General features: G+C 46.4%; 18 protein-coding genes and 1 CRISPR repeat array. Of the genes, 7 read left to right on the top strand and 11 right to left on the bottom strand.

Annotated features, from left to right (window positions below; translation table 11 throughout):
* Positions 1 to 6: 6 nt before the first annotated feature.
* Positions 7 to 2,616: direct repeats of the CRISPR family, unit length 28 nt; unit sequence GTTCACTGCCGGATAGGCAGCTTAGAAA.
* Between the two features lie 137 nt (positions 2,617 to 2,753).
* Entirely contained in the window at positions 2,754 to 4,652 is a 1,899-nt protein-coding gene (locus B5D50_RS03355; protein ID WP_078921153.1) for an alpha-amylase family glycosyl hydrolase, read from the top strand.
* A gap of 108 nt (positions 4,653 to 4,760) precedes the next feature.
* On the opposite strand, the gene B5D50_RS03350 is transcribed toward B5D50_RS03355, so the two are convergent.
* Positions 4,761 to 5,573 (bottom strand): DUF4424 family protein, encoded by an 813-nt coding sequence (locus B5D50_RS03350; protein WP_078921152.1) that lies wholly within the window; start codon positions 5,571 to 5,573, stop codon positions 4,761 to 4,763.
* 188 nt (positions 5,574 to 5,761) lie between these two features.
* Between B5D50_RS03350 and B5D50_RS03345 the strand changes: the two genes are divergently transcribed.
* Entirely contained in the window at positions 5,762 to 6,553 is a 792-nt protein-coding gene (locus B5D50_RS03345) for an MBL fold metallo-hydrolase (protein WP_078921151.1), read from the top strand.
* 15 nt (positions 6,554 to 6,568) lie between these two features.
* Here B5D50_RS03345 and B5D50_RS03340 read toward each other — a convergent pair whose 3' ends face one another.
* The 8 genes from B5D50_RS03340 to B5D50_RS03305 are packed head-to-tail and all read right to left on the bottom strand — an operon-like array spanning position 6,569 to position 13,907.
* On the bottom strand, positions 6,569 to 7,519 hold the full coding sequence (locus B5D50_RS03340; RefSeq protein WP_078921150.1) for an alpha/beta fold hydrolase: 951 nt from the start codon (positions 7,517 to 7,519) through the stop codon (positions 6,569 to 6,571).
* On the bottom strand, positions 7,516 to 8,268 hold the full coding sequence (locus B5D50_RS03335) for an ATP-binding cassette domain-containing protein (RefSeq protein WP_078921149.1): 753 nt from the start codon (positions 8,266 to 8,268) through the stop codon (positions 7,516 to 7,518). Before B5D50_RS03335 ends, B5D50_RS03340 begins: the two co-directional genes overlap by 4 nt.
* 9 nt (positions 8,269 to 8,277) lie before the next feature.
* Positions 8,278 to 9,021, bottom strand: coding sequence for an ABC transporter ATP-binding protein (locus B5D50_RS03330; protein WP_078921148.1), 744 nt, complete (start codon positions 9,019 to 9,021; stop codon positions 8,278 to 8,280).
* A complete protein-coding gene (locus B5D50_RS03325; RefSeq protein WP_078921147.1) occupies positions 9,018 to 9,761 on the bottom strand; it encodes an ABC transporter permease in 744 nt (247 codons plus the stop codon). Before B5D50_RS03325 ends, B5D50_RS03330 begins: the two co-directional genes overlap by 4 nt.
* 3 nt (positions 9,762 to 9,764) lie before the next feature.
* Entirely contained in the window at positions 9,765 to 10,751 is a 987-nt protein-coding gene (locus B5D50_RS03320; RefSeq protein WP_078921146.1) for an ABC transporter substrate-binding protein, read from the bottom strand.
* A gap of 13 nt (positions 10,752 to 10,764) precedes the next feature.
* Positions 10,765 to 11,568 (bottom strand): ABC transporter permease, encoded by an 804-nt coding sequence (locus tag B5D50_RS03315; protein WP_078921145.1) that lies wholly within the window; start codon positions 11,566 to 11,568, stop codon positions 10,765 to 10,767.
* Positions 11,569 to 11,578: 10 nt separating this feature from the next.
* Positions 11,579 to 12,769 (bottom strand): ABC transporter substrate-binding protein, encoded by a 1,191-nt coding sequence (locus B5D50_RS03310; RefSeq protein ID WP_078921144.1) that lies wholly within the window; start codon positions 12,767 to 12,769, stop codon positions 11,579 to 11,581.
* Positions 12,762 to 13,907, bottom strand: coding sequence for a beta-propeller fold lactonase family protein (locus tag B5D50_RS03305; RefSeq protein ID WP_078921143.1), 1,146 nt, complete (start codon positions 13,905 to 13,907; stop codon positions 12,762 to 12,764). Before B5D50_RS03305 ends, B5D50_RS03310 begins: the two co-directional genes overlap by 8 nt.
* Before the next feature lie 183 nt (positions 13,908 to 14,090).
* On the opposite strand from B5D50_RS03305, the gene mgrA reads away from it, so the two are divergent.
* From mgrA to B5D50_RS03285, 4 genes are all read left to right on the top strand, one after another.
* Positions 14,091 to 15,116 (top strand): L-glyceraldehyde 3-phosphate reductase, encoded by a 1,026-nt coding sequence (mgrA, locus tag B5D50_RS03300; RefSeq protein ID WP_078921142.1) that lies wholly within the window; start codon positions 14,091 to 14,093, stop codon positions 15,114 to 15,116.
* Between the two features lie 195 nt (positions 15,117 to 15,311).
* Positions 15,312 to 15,635: a hypothetical protein gene (locus B5D50_RS03295; RefSeq protein ID WP_078921141.1), complete on the top strand. Its 324-nt coding sequence runs from the start codon at positions 15,312 to 15,314 to the stop codon at positions 15,633 to 15,635.
* Between the two features lie 6 nt (positions 15,636 to 15,641).
* Positions 15,642 to 16,343 (top strand): prolipoprotein diacylglyceryl transferase family protein, encoded by a 702-nt coding sequence (locus tag B5D50_RS03290; protein ID WP_078921140.1) that lies wholly within the window; start codon positions 15,642 to 15,644, stop codon positions 16,341 to 16,343.
* Positions 16,344 to 16,369: 26 nt separating this feature from the next.
* Positions 16,370 to 17,743 carry a radical SAM protein gene (locus B5D50_RS03285; protein WP_078921139.1) on the top strand — a complete coding sequence of 458 codons (1,374 nt, stop codon included), beginning with the start codon at positions 16,370 to 16,372 and terminating at the stop codon, positions 17,741 to 17,743.
* A 143-nt stretch (positions 17,744 to 17,886) separates the two neighbouring features.
* Here the strand turns inward: B5D50_RS03285 and B5D50_RS03280 are convergent, their stop codons facing one another.
* Positions 17,887 to 18,609: a TIGR00266 family protein gene (locus B5D50_RS03280; protein WP_078921138.1), complete on the bottom strand. Its 723-nt coding sequence runs from the start codon at positions 18,607 to 18,609 to the stop codon at positions 17,887 to 17,889.
* Positions 18,610 to 18,744: 135 nt separating this feature from the next.
* The gene (locus B5D50_RS03275; protein ID WP_078921137.1) at positions 18,745 to 19,293 is read right to left on the bottom strand and encodes a protein N-terminal glutamine amidohydrolase; all 549 of its coding nucleotides are present in this window, start codon (positions 19,291 to 19,293) and stop codon (positions 18,745 to 18,747) included.
* 194 nt (positions 19,294 to 19,487) lie between these two features.
* Here B5D50_RS03275 and B5D50_RS03270 point away from each other — a divergent pair, with 194 nt between their 5' ends.
* Positions 19,488 to 20,699 carry an NnrS family protein gene (locus tag B5D50_RS03270; RefSeq protein WP_078921136.1) on the top strand — a complete coding sequence of 404 codons (1,212 nt, stop codon included), beginning with the start codon at positions 19,488 to 19,490 and terminating at the stop codon, positions 20,697 to 20,699.
* Positions 20,700 to 20,937: the final 238 nt, after the last annotated feature.

Here is a 20,937-nt window from a genome sequence, read left to right as displayed (position 1 = left end):
CTCAGCGTTCACTGCCGGATAGGCAGCTTAGAAATCCAACGCTTGGAAGGCCACTTCGCGGGCTTCGTTCACTGCCGGATAGGCAGCTTAGAAATTTTCGAAGGACACCGCAAAGTCATTCTGGTTGTTCACTGCCGGATAGGCAGCTTAGAAAAGAATAGGCTTGGATGATCGCGGCAAACTTCGGTTCACTGCCGGATAGGCAGCTTAGAAATACATCCAACGCCCGCGCCAACCACTGTTAACGTTCACTGCCGGATAGGCAGCTTAGAAAGCTGCTGGCTTGCTGGCCGCTGCTGGCTTGCTGTTCACTGCCGGATAGGCAGCTTAGAAAATTTAAACCATGTCGTCAATGACTTGAAGCCAGTTCACTGCCGGATAGGCAGCTTAGAAATCCTGTTTTTAATTCCTCTTCTTCTTCTTCTTGTTCACTGCCGGATAGGCAGCTTAGAAATTCTAGCCTTTAACAAACCGCTGGAAGCCAGTGTTCACTGCCGGATAGGCAGCTTAGAAAAATTGTATGCAAAAAGAAAGTTTATACTCTCTGTTCACTGCCGGATAGGCAGCTTAGAAATTTGAAAAGGACAGTGGCAAGACGCTTTGGAAGTTCACTGCCGGATAGGCAGCTTAGAAACAGTGCTGCAAGTCCATCCTGTACAGTCGCTAGTTCACTGCCGGATAGGCAGCTTAGAAATAACGTGGTACGGGCTATCCTAGACGAAGTACGTTCACTGCCGGATAGGCAGCTTAGAAATCCACGCCTGCTAAGACATATCAACAATGCGGGTTCACTGCCGGATAGGCAGCTTAGAAATGCTGCGATTGCAGCGATCCCTCAGAACGCACGTTCACTGCCGGATAGGCAGCTTAGAAAAATCCCCGAACTGACCATACAGTGAATCTAATGTTCACTGCCGGATAGGCAGCTTAGAAAACAAAGAGTAGAACAGGATTGTTCGGCAGAAAGTTCACTGCCGGATAGGCAGCTTAGAAATGTCGGACTCAAGTCCGTGACCGTGCGCAATAGTTCACTGCCGGATAGGCAGCTTAGAAACACGGCACATCGCCATAGTCTTGTGCATTATTGTTCACTGCCGGATAGGCAGCTTAGAAACACAAAAAAAGCCAACAAGGAAAGACAATTATGTTCACTGCCGGATAGGCAGCTTAGAAAGGACGAAATTCTTGCAATAAATGAAGCGTTTAGTTCACTGCCGGATAGGCAGCTTAGAAAACCCACCTTGGCAGCACGTTGACTGGGTTGCCGTTCACTGCCGGATAGGCAGCTTAGAAACCGCCTAGAAATCGAAAGCAGTTTTCGGTGACGTTCACTGCCGGATAGGCAGCTTAGAAAAATAGCCTCTATAGCTGTCTAAACGGCTTTTAGTTCACTGCCGGATAGGCAGCTTAGAAAATCAATTCGGCTTCAGTGGTACGCAATCAGTAGTTCACTGCCGGATAGGCAGCTTAGAAAGTGACGGACTTCAGTCCCGCAGGTAGCGTTACGTTCACTGCCGGATAGGCAGCTTAGAAATTCATAGTCAAACTGTTTAAATTGAGTAGCTGGTTCACTGCCGGATAGGCAGCTTAGAAAAATATGGCGACAAGTGCTGTTTACGCTGCTCCGTTCACTGCCGGATAGGCAGCTTAGAAACGTTCGGGAGTCGTTGCAATGATGGATACTATGTTCACTGCCGGATAGGCAGCTTAGAAAAGTTGATAAAGGAGGTTTCTTAAAACCGCCCAGTTCACTGCCGGATAGGCAGCTTAGAAAGGATTTCGAGAATATTTTCTTGTCCGGCAATGGTTCACTGCCGGATAGGCAGCTTAGAAATGAAAGGGAAGGGGTGAATATGGATTTGGAATGTTCACTGCCGGATAGGCAGCTTAGAAATACACAGAAATAAAATTCTTCTCACTGGGCTGGTTCACTGCCGGATAGGCAGCTTAGAAACAAGAATAGGCTTGGATGATCTTGGATCAAATCGTTCACTGCCGGATAGGCAGCTTAGAAAAGGTCCGACTCGTCTTGCTGTAATATCCAGCCGTTCACTGCCGGATAGGCAGCTTAGAAAATTCAAAGGTGTCGTGGACGCATTGGCAAATAGTTCACTGCCGGATAGGCAGCTTAGAAATGCTAGATGCTGCGCTTTGTTACTGGAGTCAGGTTCACTGCCGGATAGGCAGCTTAGAAAATGTCCCGATTTCTAGGTTATCGAGTGTCGGGGTTCACTGCCGGATAGGCAGCTTAGAAATAGCGGCTTAAATTTTACATTGAAACGATAATGTTCACTGCCGGATAGGCAGCTTAGAAACCTTGACTCATAAGCTATTTTTCTCGATGAGTGTTCACTGCCGGATAGGCAGCTTAGAAATAGCCAGATTGCTTCTTATGTGCGTCGTCTAAGTTCACTGCCGGATAGGCAGCTTAGAAAATTCCGACTCCGTTCCGACAAAAGAGTTGCATGTTCACTGCCGGATAGGCAGCTTAGAAAATTGCAGCACGTCGGTGAGTATTTGTTTTCCGGTTCACTGCCGGATAGGCAGCTTAGAAACGCCAGCGTAAGCTACGCCGCTAAAGCGCTTAGGTTCACTGCCGGATAGGCAGATTAAGGATGTTTAATCGGTCTTCACTGTAGGATTATTGGGTTAGCTAAAAAAAATTATCCAAAGCGCTTAGGGTCTAGGCCTGATAAGGATTGGCGAACTGAAAATCTCGTGCTTTAATGTACTAAATACAGGAGAGGATCACTATGCTCAATGAACAACAACAGACCCAACTTTTAATCAGTCAAGTGTATCAAGAGATTGTACTAACCGATCCGGCGAATGAGGGCGATTGGCTTGCCTTCGAGCGGCGTTTGCAGCGTTACCTTCCTGCGCTCACCTTAGAGTTGAGTTCGGTGTATGGTGAGCGGGATGATTTTCTGAGTTTTCTCAAAGCGCTATTAACAGCGGCTTATCACAGTTGGCAGGCACGCTCCGCTGCGTTAAAAGCACAAGATACTGAACATGAGCAGCACCCTGATTGGTTTAGCTCAGAACAAATGGTGGGCGGGGTGTGCTATGTCGATTTATTCGCGGGTAATCTACAAGGAATTATTCAAAAAATTCCTTATTTTCAAGAGCTAGGTTTAACTTATCTGCATCTGATGCCGCTGTTTAAATGCCCAGAAGGGCAAAGTGATGGGGGCTATGCCGTGAGTAGTTATCGTGAGGTCAACCCCGCACTGGGTACGATTGACGATTTGCAGGCAGTGGCCGCTGCATTGAAGGCAGCAGGCATTACCTTAGTGGTGGATTTTATTTTTAATCACACTTCTAACGAGCACCATTGGGCGCAGGAAGCCGTGAAAGGGAATCCAAACTATCAGGATTTCTATTATTTCTTCCCAGATCGGCGTATGCCTGATGCTTATGATCAGACGGTACGCGAAATTTTCCCTGATCAACATCCCGGCGCTTTTTCGCAGTTAGCTGACGGGCGCTGGGTGTGGACAACCTTTAATAGTTTTCAGTGGGATCTGAATTATAGCAACCCGGCCACCTTCACCGCGATGGCTGAGGAAATGCTGTTTATTGCTAATCTCGGGGTGGATATTTTGCGGATGGATGCGGTCGCTTTTATCTGGAAGCAACTTGGCACAGATTGTGAAAATCTACCGCAAGCCCATGCTCTGATTCGAGCTTTTAACGCCGTGGCACGGATTGCTGCACCGAGTTTATTGTTTAAATCCGAGGCGATTGTTCACCCTGATAAAGTCGTGCAATACATCGCACCGAATGAATGTCAATTGTCCTATAACCCGTTGCAAATGGCGCTACTGTGGAATTCACTCGCCACCCGTGAAGTGAATCTTTTGCAACAGGCTTTGGAGCGTCGTCATAATCTGCCTGCCCAAACCGCTTGGGTGAATTATGTGCGTTGCCATGATGATATTGGCTGGACTTTCGCCGATGAAGATGCAGCAGAGTTTGGGATTAATGGTTTCCATCATCGCCAGTTCCTGAATCAATTCTATGTGAATCGGTTTGCGGGTAGCTTTGCACGCGGTGTGCCTTTCCAAGATAACCCACAGACTGGCGATTGTCGGATTAGTGGTATGTGTGCATCGTTGGTCGGTTTAGAGCAGCATGATCCTTTAGCGATTGATCGGATTATGCTCTTGCATAGTGTGGCTTTAAGCTCTGGTGGTTTGCCCTTGATTTATCTGGGCGATGAAGTCGGTAGTTTAAATGATTATAGTTTTAGCGCTGATCCACACAAAGCCAATGACTCTCGTTGGGTGCATCGCCCACCCGCTGATTTAGAGCGTTATGCAGCCCGTCATGATTTAGCGACCGATGCCGGACAAGTCTTTAAACGCCTCACCGATTTAATCCAGATTCGTAAACAAACCCCAGCCTTAGGCGGTACACAGCTGCTGAGTTTTAATACTAAGCAGCCATCAGTATTAGGTTATTGGCGGGGTGAAGCTGAGCGGGTTTTAGTATTGGCGAATTTTAGTGAGCAACCTAGCACAGTGAGTGCATTAACCTTATCAGCCTTACCCGAAACGCTCTTCGACTTGATTAGTCAGCAGCGTATTTCAGTGATCAACGGTCTGCCATTAAAGCCGTATCAGGTCATGTGGTTGCAGCTGGAATCTTAATCGCTTGGCATTTTAAGCAATATCGCTTAGGGGGCGGCTCGTTAAATTTTTAATGAGCCAGCCTTGTTTTCTTATCTGTGGGGCAGGGTAAGTTTAAGCAGGCTTGACTTAATCACCGAGCTTATAGGGTTTACCAAAATAAATAATATTTAAGTCCTTGGTCGGGGTGAAATTAGTTTTTTCCATCACGAAAGTGCTAGCGTCGATTTTTTTTACACCCGTCCCACAAAAACTGATTTTTTCATGGGGATGCGATTTTTTAATAGTTAATTTGAATTTGCCAATCGGTCCTTTCCAATTCGCACCCGTAGTGAGGATGTATTTAATCGTGGTGGTGGGCGTATCATATTTAGCTTTGAGTTGCTTTTGAATCCAACGCTTGAGTTCAGAATCAATGCAATACAGGCCGCTGTCTTCATTTTGCAGACCATAACCCACACCGCCACCTAAGCCGGGAGTATATTCATGGACGACGCTAATCGTTTTTTTAGCAGGGAAGGTTTGCATCCAGTGGTGAGTGATTTTATGCCCGGTCGCACCGCTTTCTTGATCCACGACCTTTTTGTCTTCACTCTGAAAGGCTTGTTTTTTGCCATCGACCAGGACTGAAAAGTTTAGGATATTTTTATCTTTAGGTAAGGTATCTTCGGTGTAAGGGAAGGATGAACCATCTGCATCCAGATAGGCTTCTGGTAAAGGGAAGGCCACTCGGGTGGTAATCGCTTGATCACTGGTGTTATGGAATTGGTTGGCTACCCGAATTTTTTTTTGGCTGATCGACAAATCTTCTGTTTGCATCACGATATGTTCAGACTGGGTAAAAACTAAACCACCTGCACCAAAAGCTGCAGTGGAATCATTGGCAGAAGCAGTAGAAACACTCAAGAGAACTAAGCAAGTGGTTAGAGATAAGTGACGCATTTGGAGTTCCTCGCAGTTGTTGTCACTAGGATACCAATAATAGACCACTCGGTAACTGATTAGGTCTTGAAATTTAGAAGGTCAAGTAGAGAATTAGGTTCATACTGAGTTTGGGTCAAAAGCGAGCTTGCAGAAGGTGATGCAGATAACCTATCTTTAGTGAAGGGAGAATGTCAAAGGGAGCAAACATGATATTTCGCCAATTATTTGAAAAAGATTCGAGTACTTATACCTATTTATTAGCTTGCGAAGCTACTGGGCAAGCGGTCTTGATAGATCCGGTGATTGATACGCTTGAGCGCGATTTGCGCATTTTACAAGACTTAGGCTTGAGCTTAGCTTATACCCTAGAAACTCATATCCATGCAGATCATTTAACCGGTAGTAAAAAGCTGCAGGCGTTTACAGGTTGCAAAATTGCTGTACCAGCGCTCGATAATTTGCCCTGTGCCGATCTAGGTGTACAGGAGGGTATTCCGTTTCAACTCGGGCAGATCGTTTTACATCCTTTGTTTACGCCGGGTCATACGAGTACCCATCATGCTTATTTATTGGATAATGGCATGCAGCCCGTATTATTTTCTGGCGATGCGCTGTTGATTGAGGCCTGTGGGCGTACTGATTTTCAGTCAGGTGATGCCCATGCTTTATATCGGAGTGTGACTGAGAAATTTTTTAGTCTTCCCGATGAAACTTTAGTGTATCCAGCGCATGATTATGAGGGTCGCCAATTAACCACGATTCGCCAAGAGAAAAATCGGAATCCTCGCTTAGGTAATGACAAAACTGAAGCCGAGTTTGTCGCAATTATGCAGGGCTTAAAATTACCTTATCCCCGTAAGATTGATTTTGCTGTGCCAGGTAATCAGTTATGTGGTCAATGCCCTGAGAACGTCCCTGAGCAATATCGTGGCCCCTGTGATGTGGTTGAATTGCCAGCGGATTTACGGCGTGCTTATTGGTTGGGGGATCAGGGTTAACGAGGTGCGTTGATTTTACGGTAGATTATTCGAAGATAGTCTGCATTGGCTGCTAGGTTTGCTCAGCTTAAGATATAACTCCTGTGTTATCTGCTGCAAACCTCGCTGTAACTCCAGTTCATGCATCCCATGCCCAGCTGCGACCTCCAATAATTGATACTGTGGTAGAGCGTTTTCTAATAATTTGGCGGCTGCCAACTGGCAAACTGGATCGTTTCGACCATGCACCGCATAGATCGGTAACTGTGCTAACTGCTCTAATTGAGTTAATACTCCTTGCTCGGGTAAAAAAAATTGGTTGGCTGCGTAATGGGCATAAATCCGATTGCGGGCAATACGGGTAGCCCAAGTGTTGCGGTCAGGGTTAAAGCTAGGTTCACCTATACCCATCACCGTCGATTCCCAGCGATCCCAAGCCAAAGCCGTGTGATAGGCGGTTTCAGTGTCGGCTTGCATTAAGGTATTCAAACGAGGGGCAGGATCAGCACCATAAGGCAGCTGCAAGGCCTGTAATAAATCCTGATAGGCGAGTGGGAACTGTTGAGCAACCCCTTCGGACAGGGCAAACCAAGCCCAATCTTCATGTCGAGCTAGAAATACTCCGCGCAATAAAACTCCCAAAACTTGCTCAGGAAACTGCTTGGCATATTCTAAGGCCAAGACCGTACCCCATGAGCCACCATACAGCACCCAATGCTTAATCTGAAGGTGTTGGCGTAAGGACTCCATATCGGCGATTAAATCAGCAGTGGTATTCGCTGCAAGGCTGCCTAACGGAGTGGATTGTCCACAACCGCGCTGATCGAGTTGGATAATACGAAAACCTTCAGGGTATAAATAGGCGGTATGGGCGGGCTGACAGCCAGAGCCGGGACCACCGTGAATGAACAATAGCGGTATACCTTGGGGATAGCCGAATTCGGCATAGTACAAGCAATGGCCTTGGTCGAGGTTGAGGTGGCTCATAAGCGTGCCAGCTTTGCCTCCACTCCAGGTGTTTCCCCCGAGAGTTGGAAGAAAGCCTCTAATAAACTGCTGGTAGCTGTTTGGGCGATGAGTTGAGCAGGGCTGGCTTGAGCGAGTAGTTTACCTTTATGCAAAACCAAGACTTGCTGCGCGTTTTCAGCTTCGTCGATTAAATGCGTTGCCCATAAGACGCAGAGCTTTTGTTGGTCACACAGTTGATGAACATAAGTTAATAAACTCGCACGGGAGGCCGGATCAAGACCCACGGTCGCTTCATCCATTAATAACAGTTGTGGCTCGGTCATTAAAGCGCGAGCTAATTCAACTTTACGCCGATTACCTCCACTTAAACGACGACAGGTTTGGTTAGCCAGCTCAGTTAAGGCTAATTGTGCTAAAACGGCTTGGCTACGCGCTTTAATGTTGGAGTTAGATAGGCCATGCAATTTGCCATGAAAATTTAAGTTAGTTTGTACACTTAAATCTAAATCGAGGGCAGGCTGCTGAAAAACTACGCCCATTTGAGCTAAAGCAGCCGGTAAATTGTGTTTGATATTCAGGCCATTTAAGACGATCTCGCCTTGATCAGGGGCAAATAAACCAGTCAGCACTTGAAACAAAGTGCTTTTACCCGCCCCATTTGGACCTAACAGAGCATAAAAACCTGCCGCTAAGTTAAAGCTGACTGCTTGCAGAGCAGCGACACTACCATAGGATTTGCTAACCGATTGCACGCTGAGTATGGACATGCTATTTCCTTATATTTCCTTCAAAGAGCCAGACAGCAGCTGTGGATACTGTTGCAATAATTGACTGTGTAAGGCCTGTAGATCACTAGTCACCATTGAGCGGGGCCGAGCCAAGGGGACAGAATAATCCAAAACTATCTGAGCAGGGCGTGCTGATAAAAATAAAATTCGATCCGCTAATTGCAAAGCTTCATTCAAGCTATGGGTGACAAATACGACGGTTGGGCGGGTATCTGCCCATAATTGGAGGAGTATTTGGCGCAAATCTTGGGCGGTCGGTTCATCTAGGGATTGAAAAGGTTCATCCATTAATAATAATTGGGGTTGAGTCACAAACGCACGTGCCAACGCGACACGCCGCTTTAAACCACCGGATAATTGCTTAGGAAAAGCACCCCGAAACTCGGTTAAACCCAATTGCTGCAACAGGGTTTCCATCCGCGCAAAGCGCTGAGAGTCTATTTGCAAACAGGGCGCATCGAGTACCAAGCGAATATTATTTTCTACCGTCAGCCACGGCATTAAACGCGGCTCTTGAAACATATAACTCAAAGCCTCACGCGGGGCTTGAATGGCACCGACAAACTCCGTTTCTAAGCCCGCAATCATATTCAGCACCGTGGTTTTGCCTGTACCTGAAGGGCCGACTAAAGCTACAAATTCACCCGATTGCACCGTAAACGACAGCTCACGAATCGCTTGTAGGCCATTCGCAAAGGTTTTATCTTGCAGGTCAACGGTTAAGATACTCACTCACGCCACCGATTTAAGCGCTGTTCAAGGGGGCGCAAGACGAGGGTTTCAAGGAGGAGAATTAACGCTACAAAAGCAAAGGTATAAGCTAAAATTCCTTTAATATCAAAATAGTGAAAATAATTACCTAACTGAAAACCCACCCCATTACTGCGCCCCAATAATTCTACAACTAAGACAATTTTCCAAATCAAGGCTAAACCATTCCGAGCGGCGGCAAATAAATAAGGATAAAGTTGAGGCCAGTAGACCCGCCAAAAACTTTGGCTAAAAGATAAGCGATAGACTTGAGCGACTTGTAATAAATCTTTATCCACTGCGCGTGCGCCTTCACGCAAGGTCACAATCACCATGGGGATTTTATTGATGGCGACCGCAATAATCGCTGCTGTTTCTCCCAAACCAAGCCAGATATAGCAGAGAATAATAGTCACCAGTGCAGGAATATTCAGGCCAATAATCACTAAAGTATCCAGCCATTCATTCCAGCGTTGACGACTTCCCATCAAGATGCCTATCCCCACACCAATCAGCATGGCCAGACTGAAACTAGCCAGTACTCGCCCTAGGGTAGCGCTTAAATGATACAGTAAATCACCCGTTAGCCATTGCTGCCACAGGGTCACTAAAACCGCACTAGGTGTAGGAAGATAACGACTTTGCAGTGACCACGCGAGTAATTGCCAGATCAGCACACAACTGATCAGTACCAATACACGCGGTCGCCACCAAACCTTCATAACTTAGGGGCAGGGTGGCAAGCTAAAGCCTGAATAAAACACCCCTTGGGGTAATTCAGTTAAGTCGCCGACTAAATCTTTACCGCCTAATTCACTTAATAGTTTAAAGGTTTGACCAGCGGCCGCTTGCTGCTTTTCCCCAAAGCAAGCAGGAATTCCTGCACGGAAGGCGTCACGTAATGCAAAGAATACGCTGTCTTTATCCGCCTTTAGGCGAGGGCGAATGCGTACCCACTCTTCATCACTGGTTTGCATGAGTTTCTTGGCTGCATAGGAAGCCCTTAGGAAACCTTGAATGGCAGCTTCATGTTCTTTTGCCCAAGTTTCACTAAACACCCAGCCAATCATCGGCAAGTCTTTTTGAATCCCTAAACCCTCCAAGATTTGCGGCACCGTAATGACCGTTGCTAGGCCTTGATCTTGTAAGCGCGCCGCAAAATTCCAAAAGTTTAAGACGGCATCCAATTCGCCTTTTTGCATGACTTCATTTAATAAAGGGGGTGCACCGTATTGGATTTCAGCTTGCTTAGCCAAATCAATCTGAGCCGTTTGCTGAGCATAAGCCCGCAACAGCAACCAACTTTTGTCCTTAGCCCCGCCTGCAACGCCTAATTTTTTACCTTTTAAATCGGCTAAAGTTTGGATCTTTGCACTAGGGCTAGCCAGTAAACTGCCGACTGAGGTGGAATAGGGGAAGAGTAGATAATTTTGCCCAGCCGCCCGTTGCTGTGCCACCCAAATCCAATCAGTGACGATGACATCCACTGCGTCACCGAGTAAGGCGACGGTGGCAGCATCGCCAGAAGCCACCGGTACGACTTCTAATTCAAAGCCATTGGCTTCAGCCAGCTGATGCGCTTGCATGACATCCAGTTCCCAATTGACAGTGCCAAATTCCAATACGCCAACCCGGACTTTATCTAAAGCTTGGGCAAGGCTTGGAACTAGGATGAGCGCTAAGCTCAGGGACAATATGCGTAAATAGTTCATAGAAATACACCGCTTAAGCCTGACGAGTGCGTTGAATTAAACCTCGCTGCGGGTCATAGCCCCAAACAGCAAGTAGGAAAAAAATACCTAAAGCGCCCAATACGACCAAAGAGGAGAGGAGATTTAATTGGCCGTAAAGGGCAAACCGGATCATTTCAACCGCATGGGTAAAGGGGTTGAAACTCGCTAAATAATAAAGCCAAGTCGCCCCCGACTCTTGCAGCTTCCATAAGGGATACAAGGCGGTAGAGATAAAAAACATCGGGAAAATCACAAAATTCATCGTGCCTGCAAAATTCTCAAGCTGACGAATCGACACCGATAGCAATAAGCCTAAAGCGCCAAGCATTAAGCCCGCTAGGGTTAAAGCGGGCAAGACGAAGACCCAGCCTAACCACGGAAGGTCTACTTGAAAGAGCGCACATAAAGCTAAAAAAGCATAGGCTTGGAGTATCGACAATAAAGTACCTGCCACTAATTTGCTAAATAGTAAAAACCAACGCGGTTGCGGTGCAGTCAGTAATAAGCGCATTAAGCCCATTTCACGGTCATACACCATCGCTAAAGACGACTGCATACCATTGAATAGTAAGACCATGCCCAATAAGCCGGGTACGACATAGACTTGGTATTCAATATAGGTTTCATAAGGCGGAATAATGGAAACACCGAAAATATTCTGGAAACCGGCGGCGAATACGACTAACCACAGTGCAGGGCGCACTAACGCGGACAACAAACGGCCGCGTTGATGCCAGAACTTGATGGTTTCACGTTGACAGATAGCCACTAAGGCAGGCCAATGCCGTGTTGCCATAGCGGCTCTCCTAAAACTTACATTGAGTTTCGGGTTGATCAAAGCCCAGTGCATCTAGGTTATTAAGCTGATGCAGAAAACCTTCGAGTGGCGCACGTTCTACCACCCAATTATGGGTAGCCAACAAGAGTGGTTGACGTAATTGATGATCCCAAGGACGAAAATTGAGGCGATTACCTTTAAAACCATCCAAGACTAATTCCTCACTCTGCAAATGTTTGCTGAGTACTGCAAAATCGCGACTTTGGGTGCGTTGTACTGCTTCCGCTATTGCTTTCACCGCCATCCATGCGGCCCAATCAGCATCTCGCATTGGGCGATCAGCTTGTGCTTCAAAGCGGTTTTCCAGCTGGGGTGCACCATGTCGCTCCCATGCCCAATGCCAAGCAACTGGAGCTAAGCCTTCAGCACCGACCACTAGCTGTGGCTTCACACTGGCATAGGGCAGGCTACGTGCAAACTCACCCTTGGTATCAGCCACAAAGATCACATCATAATCCGCATTAGCCGTCAGTAGGCTCGTATTGTTTTGGTCACGCTGACGTGGGTCATTCCCGAGTGCAAAGGGTCGGTCTGCGTCAATGTCTAAACCATAACGTTTAGCGGAGCGCTTAAAGGCTTGGTTAAGTTCTAAGTCATCGGGTTGTTGGCCACTTAATACCAAAATCTCTTTCCACTTACGAAAAACTAAATATTGTGCCAAAGCATCGGTCAGCATCGCATAGTTGGGGATGGTATGAAATAAATGTGCCTGACATTGCGCTTGACGTAAGCGGTCTTCTCGTGCGGAAACATTAAACAATACTAAGCTTTGCCCTTTGGTCGCTGTGGCGAGTTCATTGATAGCATCGGCGGGTAAATCCAAAAGGAAAAACTGCACACCTTGAGCATTCATGGTTTTTAAACTCGCCAACAGCGCCGCCGTATCTTTGCCTTTGACTTGCTCTAATTTAAAACTCGCACCGATACCCGAAGCATGGAATTTACTTTCTTTCAGTGCGACTTCAGCCCCTGCATAAGGTCGACCCAATGAACCCAACAAATAACGGGCAAAACTCTGCTTTTTGCTATAGCGTGGGTCTTTTTCCAATTGTAAATAGCCAATGGTGAAATCATCGGCATAGCTGGGCAGAGCCCAGACTAAGCTGATCACTAATAGCAGTTTTACTAACAATACTTTGACTAAAAACCGACTAATCATCAATCAATACCGTATGCGGAACCCGTGCAATCGGCACTGACTTTAAAACTTTACGGCTGGCCACATCAATGATCGACAGATCATCACTTAAACCATTTACCACAAAGAGTAGGCTATCATCCTTATTCAAAGTCGTATTCCAAGCCCGCTTGCCGACTAATACATAGTGCGTGACTTTACGGCTAGCCACATCGACAAAAGCTACATGATTGGCGCGTCCGAGTGCGACGATAGCGGTTTTGCCATCTTTGCTAAGCGTAATTCCCACGGGAGTCACATCCTCAGCACGAAAACCGGGTGGGAGGAAAGTGATGGTTTCTATGAGCTTCTGGCTAGCTGGGTCGAGGATTGAGATGGAGCTACTTAATTCATTCGAAACCCATAATTCTTTTTGATCGGGAGTAAGCGCAAAGCGACGCGGGCGATTGCCGACCACAATATTCGCTTTAATTTCTTTGCTAGCGGTATCGACGACATGGACGGTATTGGCCACTTCTGAAGTGACATAGGCGATTTTACCATCAGGGCTAACTAGAATGCCTTCTGGTTCTTCGCCGACTTCAACCGTAGTCATGCCGGGGAGTTGTTCATCCTCTTCAGATTCGCCCTCTTTAGTCTCACCTTCTTTGGCTTCGCCTTCTTTTTCATCATCGTCGGCGGCATCATCTTCTGCCTCGGAGGTGTCACCTTCGGGGGCTGCTTCCGCAACGGTTAAATCCGGTTTGCCTTCACGCTTAGCGAAATACTCATCCAGATCGAGAATACCCAAGGCTCCATCATCTTCTAAGGAAATATACAGGGTTTTGCCATCTGGGCTCAGATCAAACAGTTCGGGATCATCAATCTCACCAATGCGATCAACCAATTCCAATTTAGCGACATCAATCACATCAATCGCTTTACCATCCCCTGCCGCGACATAAATTTGGGTGTGGTCGGGGTTAAATTGTAAATGACGGGGGCGTGCTGCTGTACCGATGCGTTTGACGACGGCATAAGTTTTGCCATCTAAGACAGTGATGTGATTATCTTTTTCACTACTCACAAACAGATAACCTGTATCTTTGGCGTAAACAGGTAAAGTACAAGCCAAAATGAGGGCTGCTAACGTAAGTTGGCGGACCAATAGTGGATGCATACTTGACTCTCCTCCGATAAGTGTGCTTAGAGTTAAGCATACACCAGTTGGGAAAAGGTTGGGTACAGCCTACAATCCTATAGGCCAATTAATTAATAGGATAGGCTGTTCGTATCTGTTGGTTGCCTAATGAATAGGTTTAAGAATAGGCTTAAGTATCTGTGAGTTAAGAGGAGAGTTGTCATGGTTTATCAAGCTGATTCAAGTCGTTATGATTCAATGCATTATCGCCGTTCAGGGCGAAGTGGTTTGCAATTACCGGCTATTTCGATAGGTTTATGGCATAACTTTGGTGGCAGTAGCCCGCTGGAATTAGGGCGTGCGATGTTGCGCCGTTCGTTTGATTTGGGTATCACCCATTTCGATTTGGCCAATAATTATGGTCCACCCCCCGGTTCAGCCGAAGCGGCGTTTGGCAAGTTGATGACTCAGGATTTTCGTCCCTATCGTGATGAGCTGATTATCTCCACTAAAGCAGGGTATGACATGTGGCCGGGGCCGTATGGGCAGTGGGGTTCACGTAAATACTTACTCGCTAGCCTTGATCAAAGTCTTCAGCGGATGGGTTTGGAGTATGTCGATATTTTTTATTCACATCGGTTTGACCCCGATACCCCTTTAGAAGAAACGATGGGGGCTTTAGATAGTGCGGTACGTCAAGGCAAAGCTTTATATGTGGGGATTTCCTCCTATTCGCCAGCAAAAACGCAGGAGGCCGTCACTATTCTACGCCAAATGGGGACACCTTGCCTGATTCATCAGCCTTCTTATTCGCTGCTCAATCGTTGGATTGAGGAAGCCTTGCTTGATACCTTGCAGCAAGAAGGCTTGGGTTGTATTGCTTTCTCACCGTTAGCACAGGGTTTACTCAGTGATAAATATTTAAAGGGCGTGCCGGAAGCTTCACGTGCCAGTAAAGGAGGCTCATTTTTAGGGGAGTTTTTAAGTGAGAAAAACTTAACAATGGTACGCGCTTTGAATCAAGTAGCGGCTGAGCGCGGTCAGTCTTTGGCACAAATGGCGCTCGCTTGGGCTTTGCGTGACCCACGGATGACTTCAGTTTTGATTGGTGCCAGCAGTGTGCAGCAAATTGAAGAAAATGTGGCGGCACTGAATAATTTAGCGTTTAGCCCAGAGCAACTAGCAAAAATCGACCAAATTGCTCAGGATGGTGGGATTAATCTCTGGGCTAAATCGAGCGCGCATTAAGCTCAAGAAAGCGCAACAAAGGGGGATCATTCATGATGCGGCTCAAGTGATTGATGCGATGGCAGCGAATAGCTACCACATCTCAAAAAACTTATTGAAAGGTATAGATTAGCCTTTTGAAGCTGAATGATAGACTAACTACTGTCACTCTCTATACCTTAATATATTTGCACTTTACAAACACGAGCCATTGCTATGTCTGAAAATACCTATTCCATTGGCTTAAGCCTCCTATTCTGGCTGTTATGGGTAGTTGGTTTATTGGTTTTGCTACTATTTGGGTTTTTTCTACTGGCGACGGTTGTCGATGCGCCAGTAATGGGTGTTTGGAATGGTTTGGTGGTCTTAGCAGAAATTTTCGTGCTGTTCAAAACAGCACGGCATTTTGTACGTAAAGACCTGCCGCTCTCGAAGCTTTTACTCTGGATCGCATTGGCGGCAGTAGGCCTTCCCCTAGTGGCTTTTGGTGGTTGTTTGCTCTTGGATGATCTGCAGTTTGGCTTACGTTTTGCGGGCTAAACCCGCATGACCCTACATCTGATTGTTGATTTATTAGCACTCATCAGCGGTGTGCTCATGAGTATTTGGTTTCGACGCCAATACGGCTTAGAACGACCAAGAGGTATTAACCAAGAAGCACAACATCATTATTATTTGTTGGTGCTCCTGCTGGGTTTGGTGGCGGGCAGTCTGTTATTGGGTACCTTGAATTTAAGGTTGTCTGGGCAGGCAGGTCTGGCGAAAAGTATGCTAGGTGGAGTATTTGCTGCGATTGTCGCGGCGGAAATCTTCAAGTATTTTGCTGGCATTCGTCAATCCACGGGCTTGTATTTCGTCCCCGGTCTGGTGGTTTTAATTGCTGTTGGGCGGATTGGTTGCTTTTTCGCAGGTTTAGACGACTTTACTTATGGTATTGAGACTCAACTGCCTTGGGGTGTCGATTTCGGGGATGGGCTGAAACGTCATCCGGTGCAACTCTATGAAACCTTCGTCATGTTCGCTTTTCTTGGCGTATTATTAATCGGTTACCCTAAGCATCCAGCATTTTGGCAAGCACAAGGTTTTTATGTTTTTGTGTTGGTGTATGCAGGGCAGCGTTTGATTTGGGAGTTCCTCAAGCCTTATTCGATCGTATTGCCACCATTCAATTTATTTCAGTTGTTATGTTTAGGGCTGCTCGGTTACGCTGTGGTGATGCTGTTAAAAACAAGGAAAGCTTATGGATAATTTTCATTGACTAGGAGCAGATTTCCTTGAGTACTAAACAACGACCCTATATTTTCTATGGTCAGACTCAATCCCTGTGCGAAGACTGCCTCACGGTGGTTCCCACGAAAATTCTCTTCCAGCAGGGTAAGGTCTATTACCAAAAGCGTTGTGCCGAACATGGTGTACAAAAGACCTTAGTTTCCACCGATATTGAGTATTTTAAGCGCTGCAAAGACTATCTCAAACCCGGTGATTTACCAGAAAAATTCCAAACCGAGATTAAGCGTGGTTGCCCCCACGATTGTGGTTTATGCCCAGATCATGAGCAGCATTCGTGCTTGGCATTATTTGAGATCATTGACGAATGTAATATGCACTGCCCCGTCTGCTTCGCCAATTCCGCCCCGGGCAAAGGCAATCCACGTAGCTTAGAGCAGATCGAAATCATGCTGCAAACTTTGCTAGACAGCGAGCAGCAGCCTGATTTAGTGCAGGTTTCGGGGGGTGAGCCGACTTTGCATCCGCAGTTAATGGCCATTTTGCGTCGTTTAAAAGCCAGCCCGATTCGCCATTTGATGTTGAATACCAATGGTATTCGTCTGGCACGCGATCCGCATTTAGTCGAGGAGTTAGCCAGTCTCAAACCTGGGTTTGAAATTTATCTACAATTTGATTCGCTTAAGGCGGCCGCGCTGCAAAATATCCGTGGGCAGGATATGCGCAATATTCGCCAGCAAGCCTTAGAAAAATTAGAGCAGCATAAGATTTCGACCACACTGGTCTGTGTGGTTCGTAAAGGCGTGAATGATGAGGAAATTGGCGAGCTAATTCAGTTCGCCCAGCAGTGGAAATGTGTGCGTGGGATTACGTTTCAACCCGTACAAGAGGCTGGGCGCAATGAAGCGGGGCAACCTGCTCATCGTATTACTTTAAGTGAAATTCGTACCCGTATTATTGAGGCTGATAATCCGTTTGGTGATGCAGATATGATTCCTTTACCTTGTCACCCTGAGAATATTGCGATTGGTTATGGGATTCGGCTGGATGATAAAATTCTTCCAGTGACGGGTTTACTACCGCGTGAGGAATTACTCAAGGGGGTCGATAATACGATTACCTTTGAAAAAAGTGCCGACTTGAAAGCAGCCTTTTTTAAGCTATTTTCTCTTGATGCTTGCAGCGAGCAAACGGCTGAGCAATTAGCAACCTTGCTCTGCTGTTTGCCACGGATTCAAAGCAAGGGTGGCCTAACTTATGAGCATGTATTCCGTATTGTGATCATGTCGTTTATGGATAAATACGACTTTGATCTGGCCTCGGTGAAGCGTTCTTGCACCCATTTTGTCGAGCCAAATGGCAAGATTTATCCATTCGATACTTGGAATTTGTTTTATCGGCAACAGGTTAGGGAGAGTTAGGTTGGTTCAGCATGCTAGCGACATCAAAATCAACAGGTACGGCTTTGCGTTTGCTTTTCAGCATGCCAAACCCATGAGTAGCAACGGTTTCGGGTGTTTTGCTAGCATGAACTAGTTTCAAATATGAATAATAGCAGCACTGGCTAAGCACCTGCCACGCCTGCTTTAGCCATTAATTTAGCAAACGAGGAAGGGTTACGAGAGCAAATATAAACTTTACCACGCCCACTAAAACGTAAGACCACACCCTCACCACTGGTAACACTATTCACTAGGTTACCCAATAAACCACCTAAACCCCCGCCTTGGCGAGGGTTACCTGTCGTGACAGATAGCTCATAATGAAGCTGCTTATCCCAACACACCACATGGGCATTATCAATAATTAGGTCTTTGTTTGGCTCGACATCTAGGCTAAAAATAGTACCGAAACCAGAAACGACTAATTGCCCTTTACCAGCAGTTTCCATGACAAAAAAGCCACCGGATTGCCCAAACAAGGCATTGCCAACACCTTGAGTCCGTACTTGCAAGGCAACGTCTGAGGTCGCTGCTACAAATGCACCATCATTGAGAATATATTGCGCCTCACCCACCGCCACAATTTCCATCGCACCAGGGAGAGCAGGGGATAATAAGCAATCGCCATCGCCGCGTGTCGCTTCAATATGCTGTTGGAAAAAGGATTCTCCATTCGCAAACCGCCGAATCAAAGCTTGGCCTAAACCACCACTCATACGCCCTTGCAGATCGAGGGTAGCCTCCATCATCACCATAGAGCCTGATTCGCAATAGATTTTATCGCCCTTTTTCAGCGATACATGTAAGAAAGGGTCTATCTCGCCTGTTACGGTAAATGTGGTCATGGTTATTAACTCGTTAGCAGATTCATCATCGCTAAAAGTCTACCTGTTTGAGCGGATTTTGTAAGTTTAGGGGGGTAATTGGTAGGGTTGCTGGGTCTAGGTTTGAAGAGGGTTGGACAGTGGAGTTTTCCAGACCTAGTACATAAACGCATAAATCTGTGACAATTCACTGGCGGTATAAATCCTCCCATAGTGATGATCTGTCATGTCAGTCAATTGATGCAGATTGTTGTCATGAGGACTAATGGCAGGCCAAGGGGGCGGCGGTGTTAGCCAACCTGTTGGTGTTTTCATGTGGCTGCGATCACTGCGTAAAACACGGACATAATCTCGAGCCGGTAGCACTCGAAACAGCGGTATGAACTGAGGCTTTAACCGAGTTTCAGCCAAAAAAGATCGCTGAAAGTAATCAGCAATCGGCGTACAAAATGCTAGGAAAGTATCAAAATCGACTAAGTAAGTTTGGTTTTGAGTGGACCAAAGCAAGACAACATGATAATCCCAAAGTAAGGGTTGTTCAGGCAAGCCATCAGCCCGTTGGCACAGCATGGGAAAATACTCAGCCAGTGCAGCAATCACCATCACTTGGCTATCAGCAAACTCCGGTTGTTGGCAAAGCCACCAGATATTTTCTTCACAGTAGCGGGCGTGATAAGCATAGTGTTCGCGCTGAGGTAAGTTCATGAGTCTTGGCCAAAAAATACAGATGGAATCACTAGATTTCGTCGGTTTTTGTCGATTGTTATTTTTATTCTAGGCGAAATTTTCAGTGAAACCTATACCTTAATCAGTCCACCCAATAAGGCTACTTGATATGAGTCAAGGCAGGCTTCAGTCTAGGCTTTTAGAGTCTGGCATTTTGCTGAAGGTAAGCTCCCATGTTGCAAATCACTGAGCGTCAAGCGTATGTACCGCGTTTTGCCTTATTTCAATTAGGCTTTCGTATCTTCTTTTTGGCCGCGAGTGTGTTTGCTGTGCTAGGTACAGCCTTATGGACGGCGTTGTATAGTTTCCAATGGAATGGTTTACCAATGGCTTATCCAGCCATGACTTGGCATGCGCATGAAATGATCTTTGCTTATGCTTTAGCGGTGATTGCGGGTTTTTTATTAACTGCGGTGAAAAACTGGACAGGCCTGCAAACGCTGCAACATTATCCGCTGGCAGGTTTGTTTGGGTTGTGGCTATTAGCACGCTGCTTGCCGTTTACGGGTTTGCCTTTAAGCTTCACCGCTGTAGCGGATTTGTTGTTTTTAATCGGGTTGTTAGGGGCGGTGGCTAGACCCATCCTGCGGGTTAAACAAGGGAAGCAGGCGGGAATTATTGCCAAAATCGGCTTATTGTTGGTAGCGAATACGTTATTTTATTTAGGTCTACTCGGTTATTGGCCGTTAGGAACAGTGCTTGGTTTATATTTAGGTTTTTATTTGGTCATCGCTTTAATCTTAACGATGGGGCGGCGAGTGATTCCATTTTTTATTGAAAAGGGTCTTGGTGTGCCTTTTGCAGCGACGAATTATCGCTGGTTAGATCGAGCTAGCTTAATTTTATTTCTAAGTTTTGCGCTGCTGGATTTAGCTTGGATGAGCACCGGTAATCCGCTGTTAGCTTATATGCTGGCAGGTTTAGCGTTAATTCAAGTCTTTTTACACAGCCTGCGGTTGCGCGGTTGGTATCATCCGCTGATTTGGCATAAGCCTTTGCTTTGGGTTTTGTATCTGGCTTATGTCTGGCTCGTGTTGGGGTTTGCCTTGAAATTCATTAGCTTAGTTTGGGGTAGTTCGCCGTGGCTTGCGGTGCATGCTTTCGCTTATGGTGGCATGGGCATGATGACCCTAGGCATGATGGCGCGAGTCAGTTTAGGGCATACCGGACGTGAGGTAGCTAATCCGCCAGCGGTGGTGGGTGTGTTATTTGCTATTTTAGCTTTGGGTGCTGGTATTCGTGTCTTTATGGTGTGGTGGCTGCCGGATGCGCAGGCTATTTGGATTTTAGCGGCTCAGTTCCTATGGATGGCTGCCTTTGCAGGTATGCTTTGGGTGTATTTACCGATGTGGTGGCGGCCACGAGTGGATGGCTTAGCAGGTTAGTCAGCTTCGTGGTCTTGACTCAGGTCAAGGTGATTCGTGTTCAGAGTTGCCTATTTTGGGGTAGGCAACAATATCCTGTACATGCAGCTGCTTTAAAATCAGCACAATTAGTCGGTATGAGTTGTTGGAAGCTTTAACACACCTATCAACCTTGATTTTGGTATCTTAATTCTAAGGCTGTTTGCAGCCACTCTTAGCCTTGGGTAGAGTGGATGTATTCTTAATGAATTTGAGTTTC

It is taken from the genome of Thiothrix eikelboomii (assembly GCF_900167255.1).
Classification (GTDB): Bacteria; Pseudomonadota; Gammaproteobacteria; order Thiotrichales; family Thiotrichaceae; genus Thiolinea; species Thiolinea eikelboomii.
The sequence above is the reverse complement of the archived record's forward strand: the minus strand, read 5'-3'. Positions and strand labels throughout refer to the sequence as shown.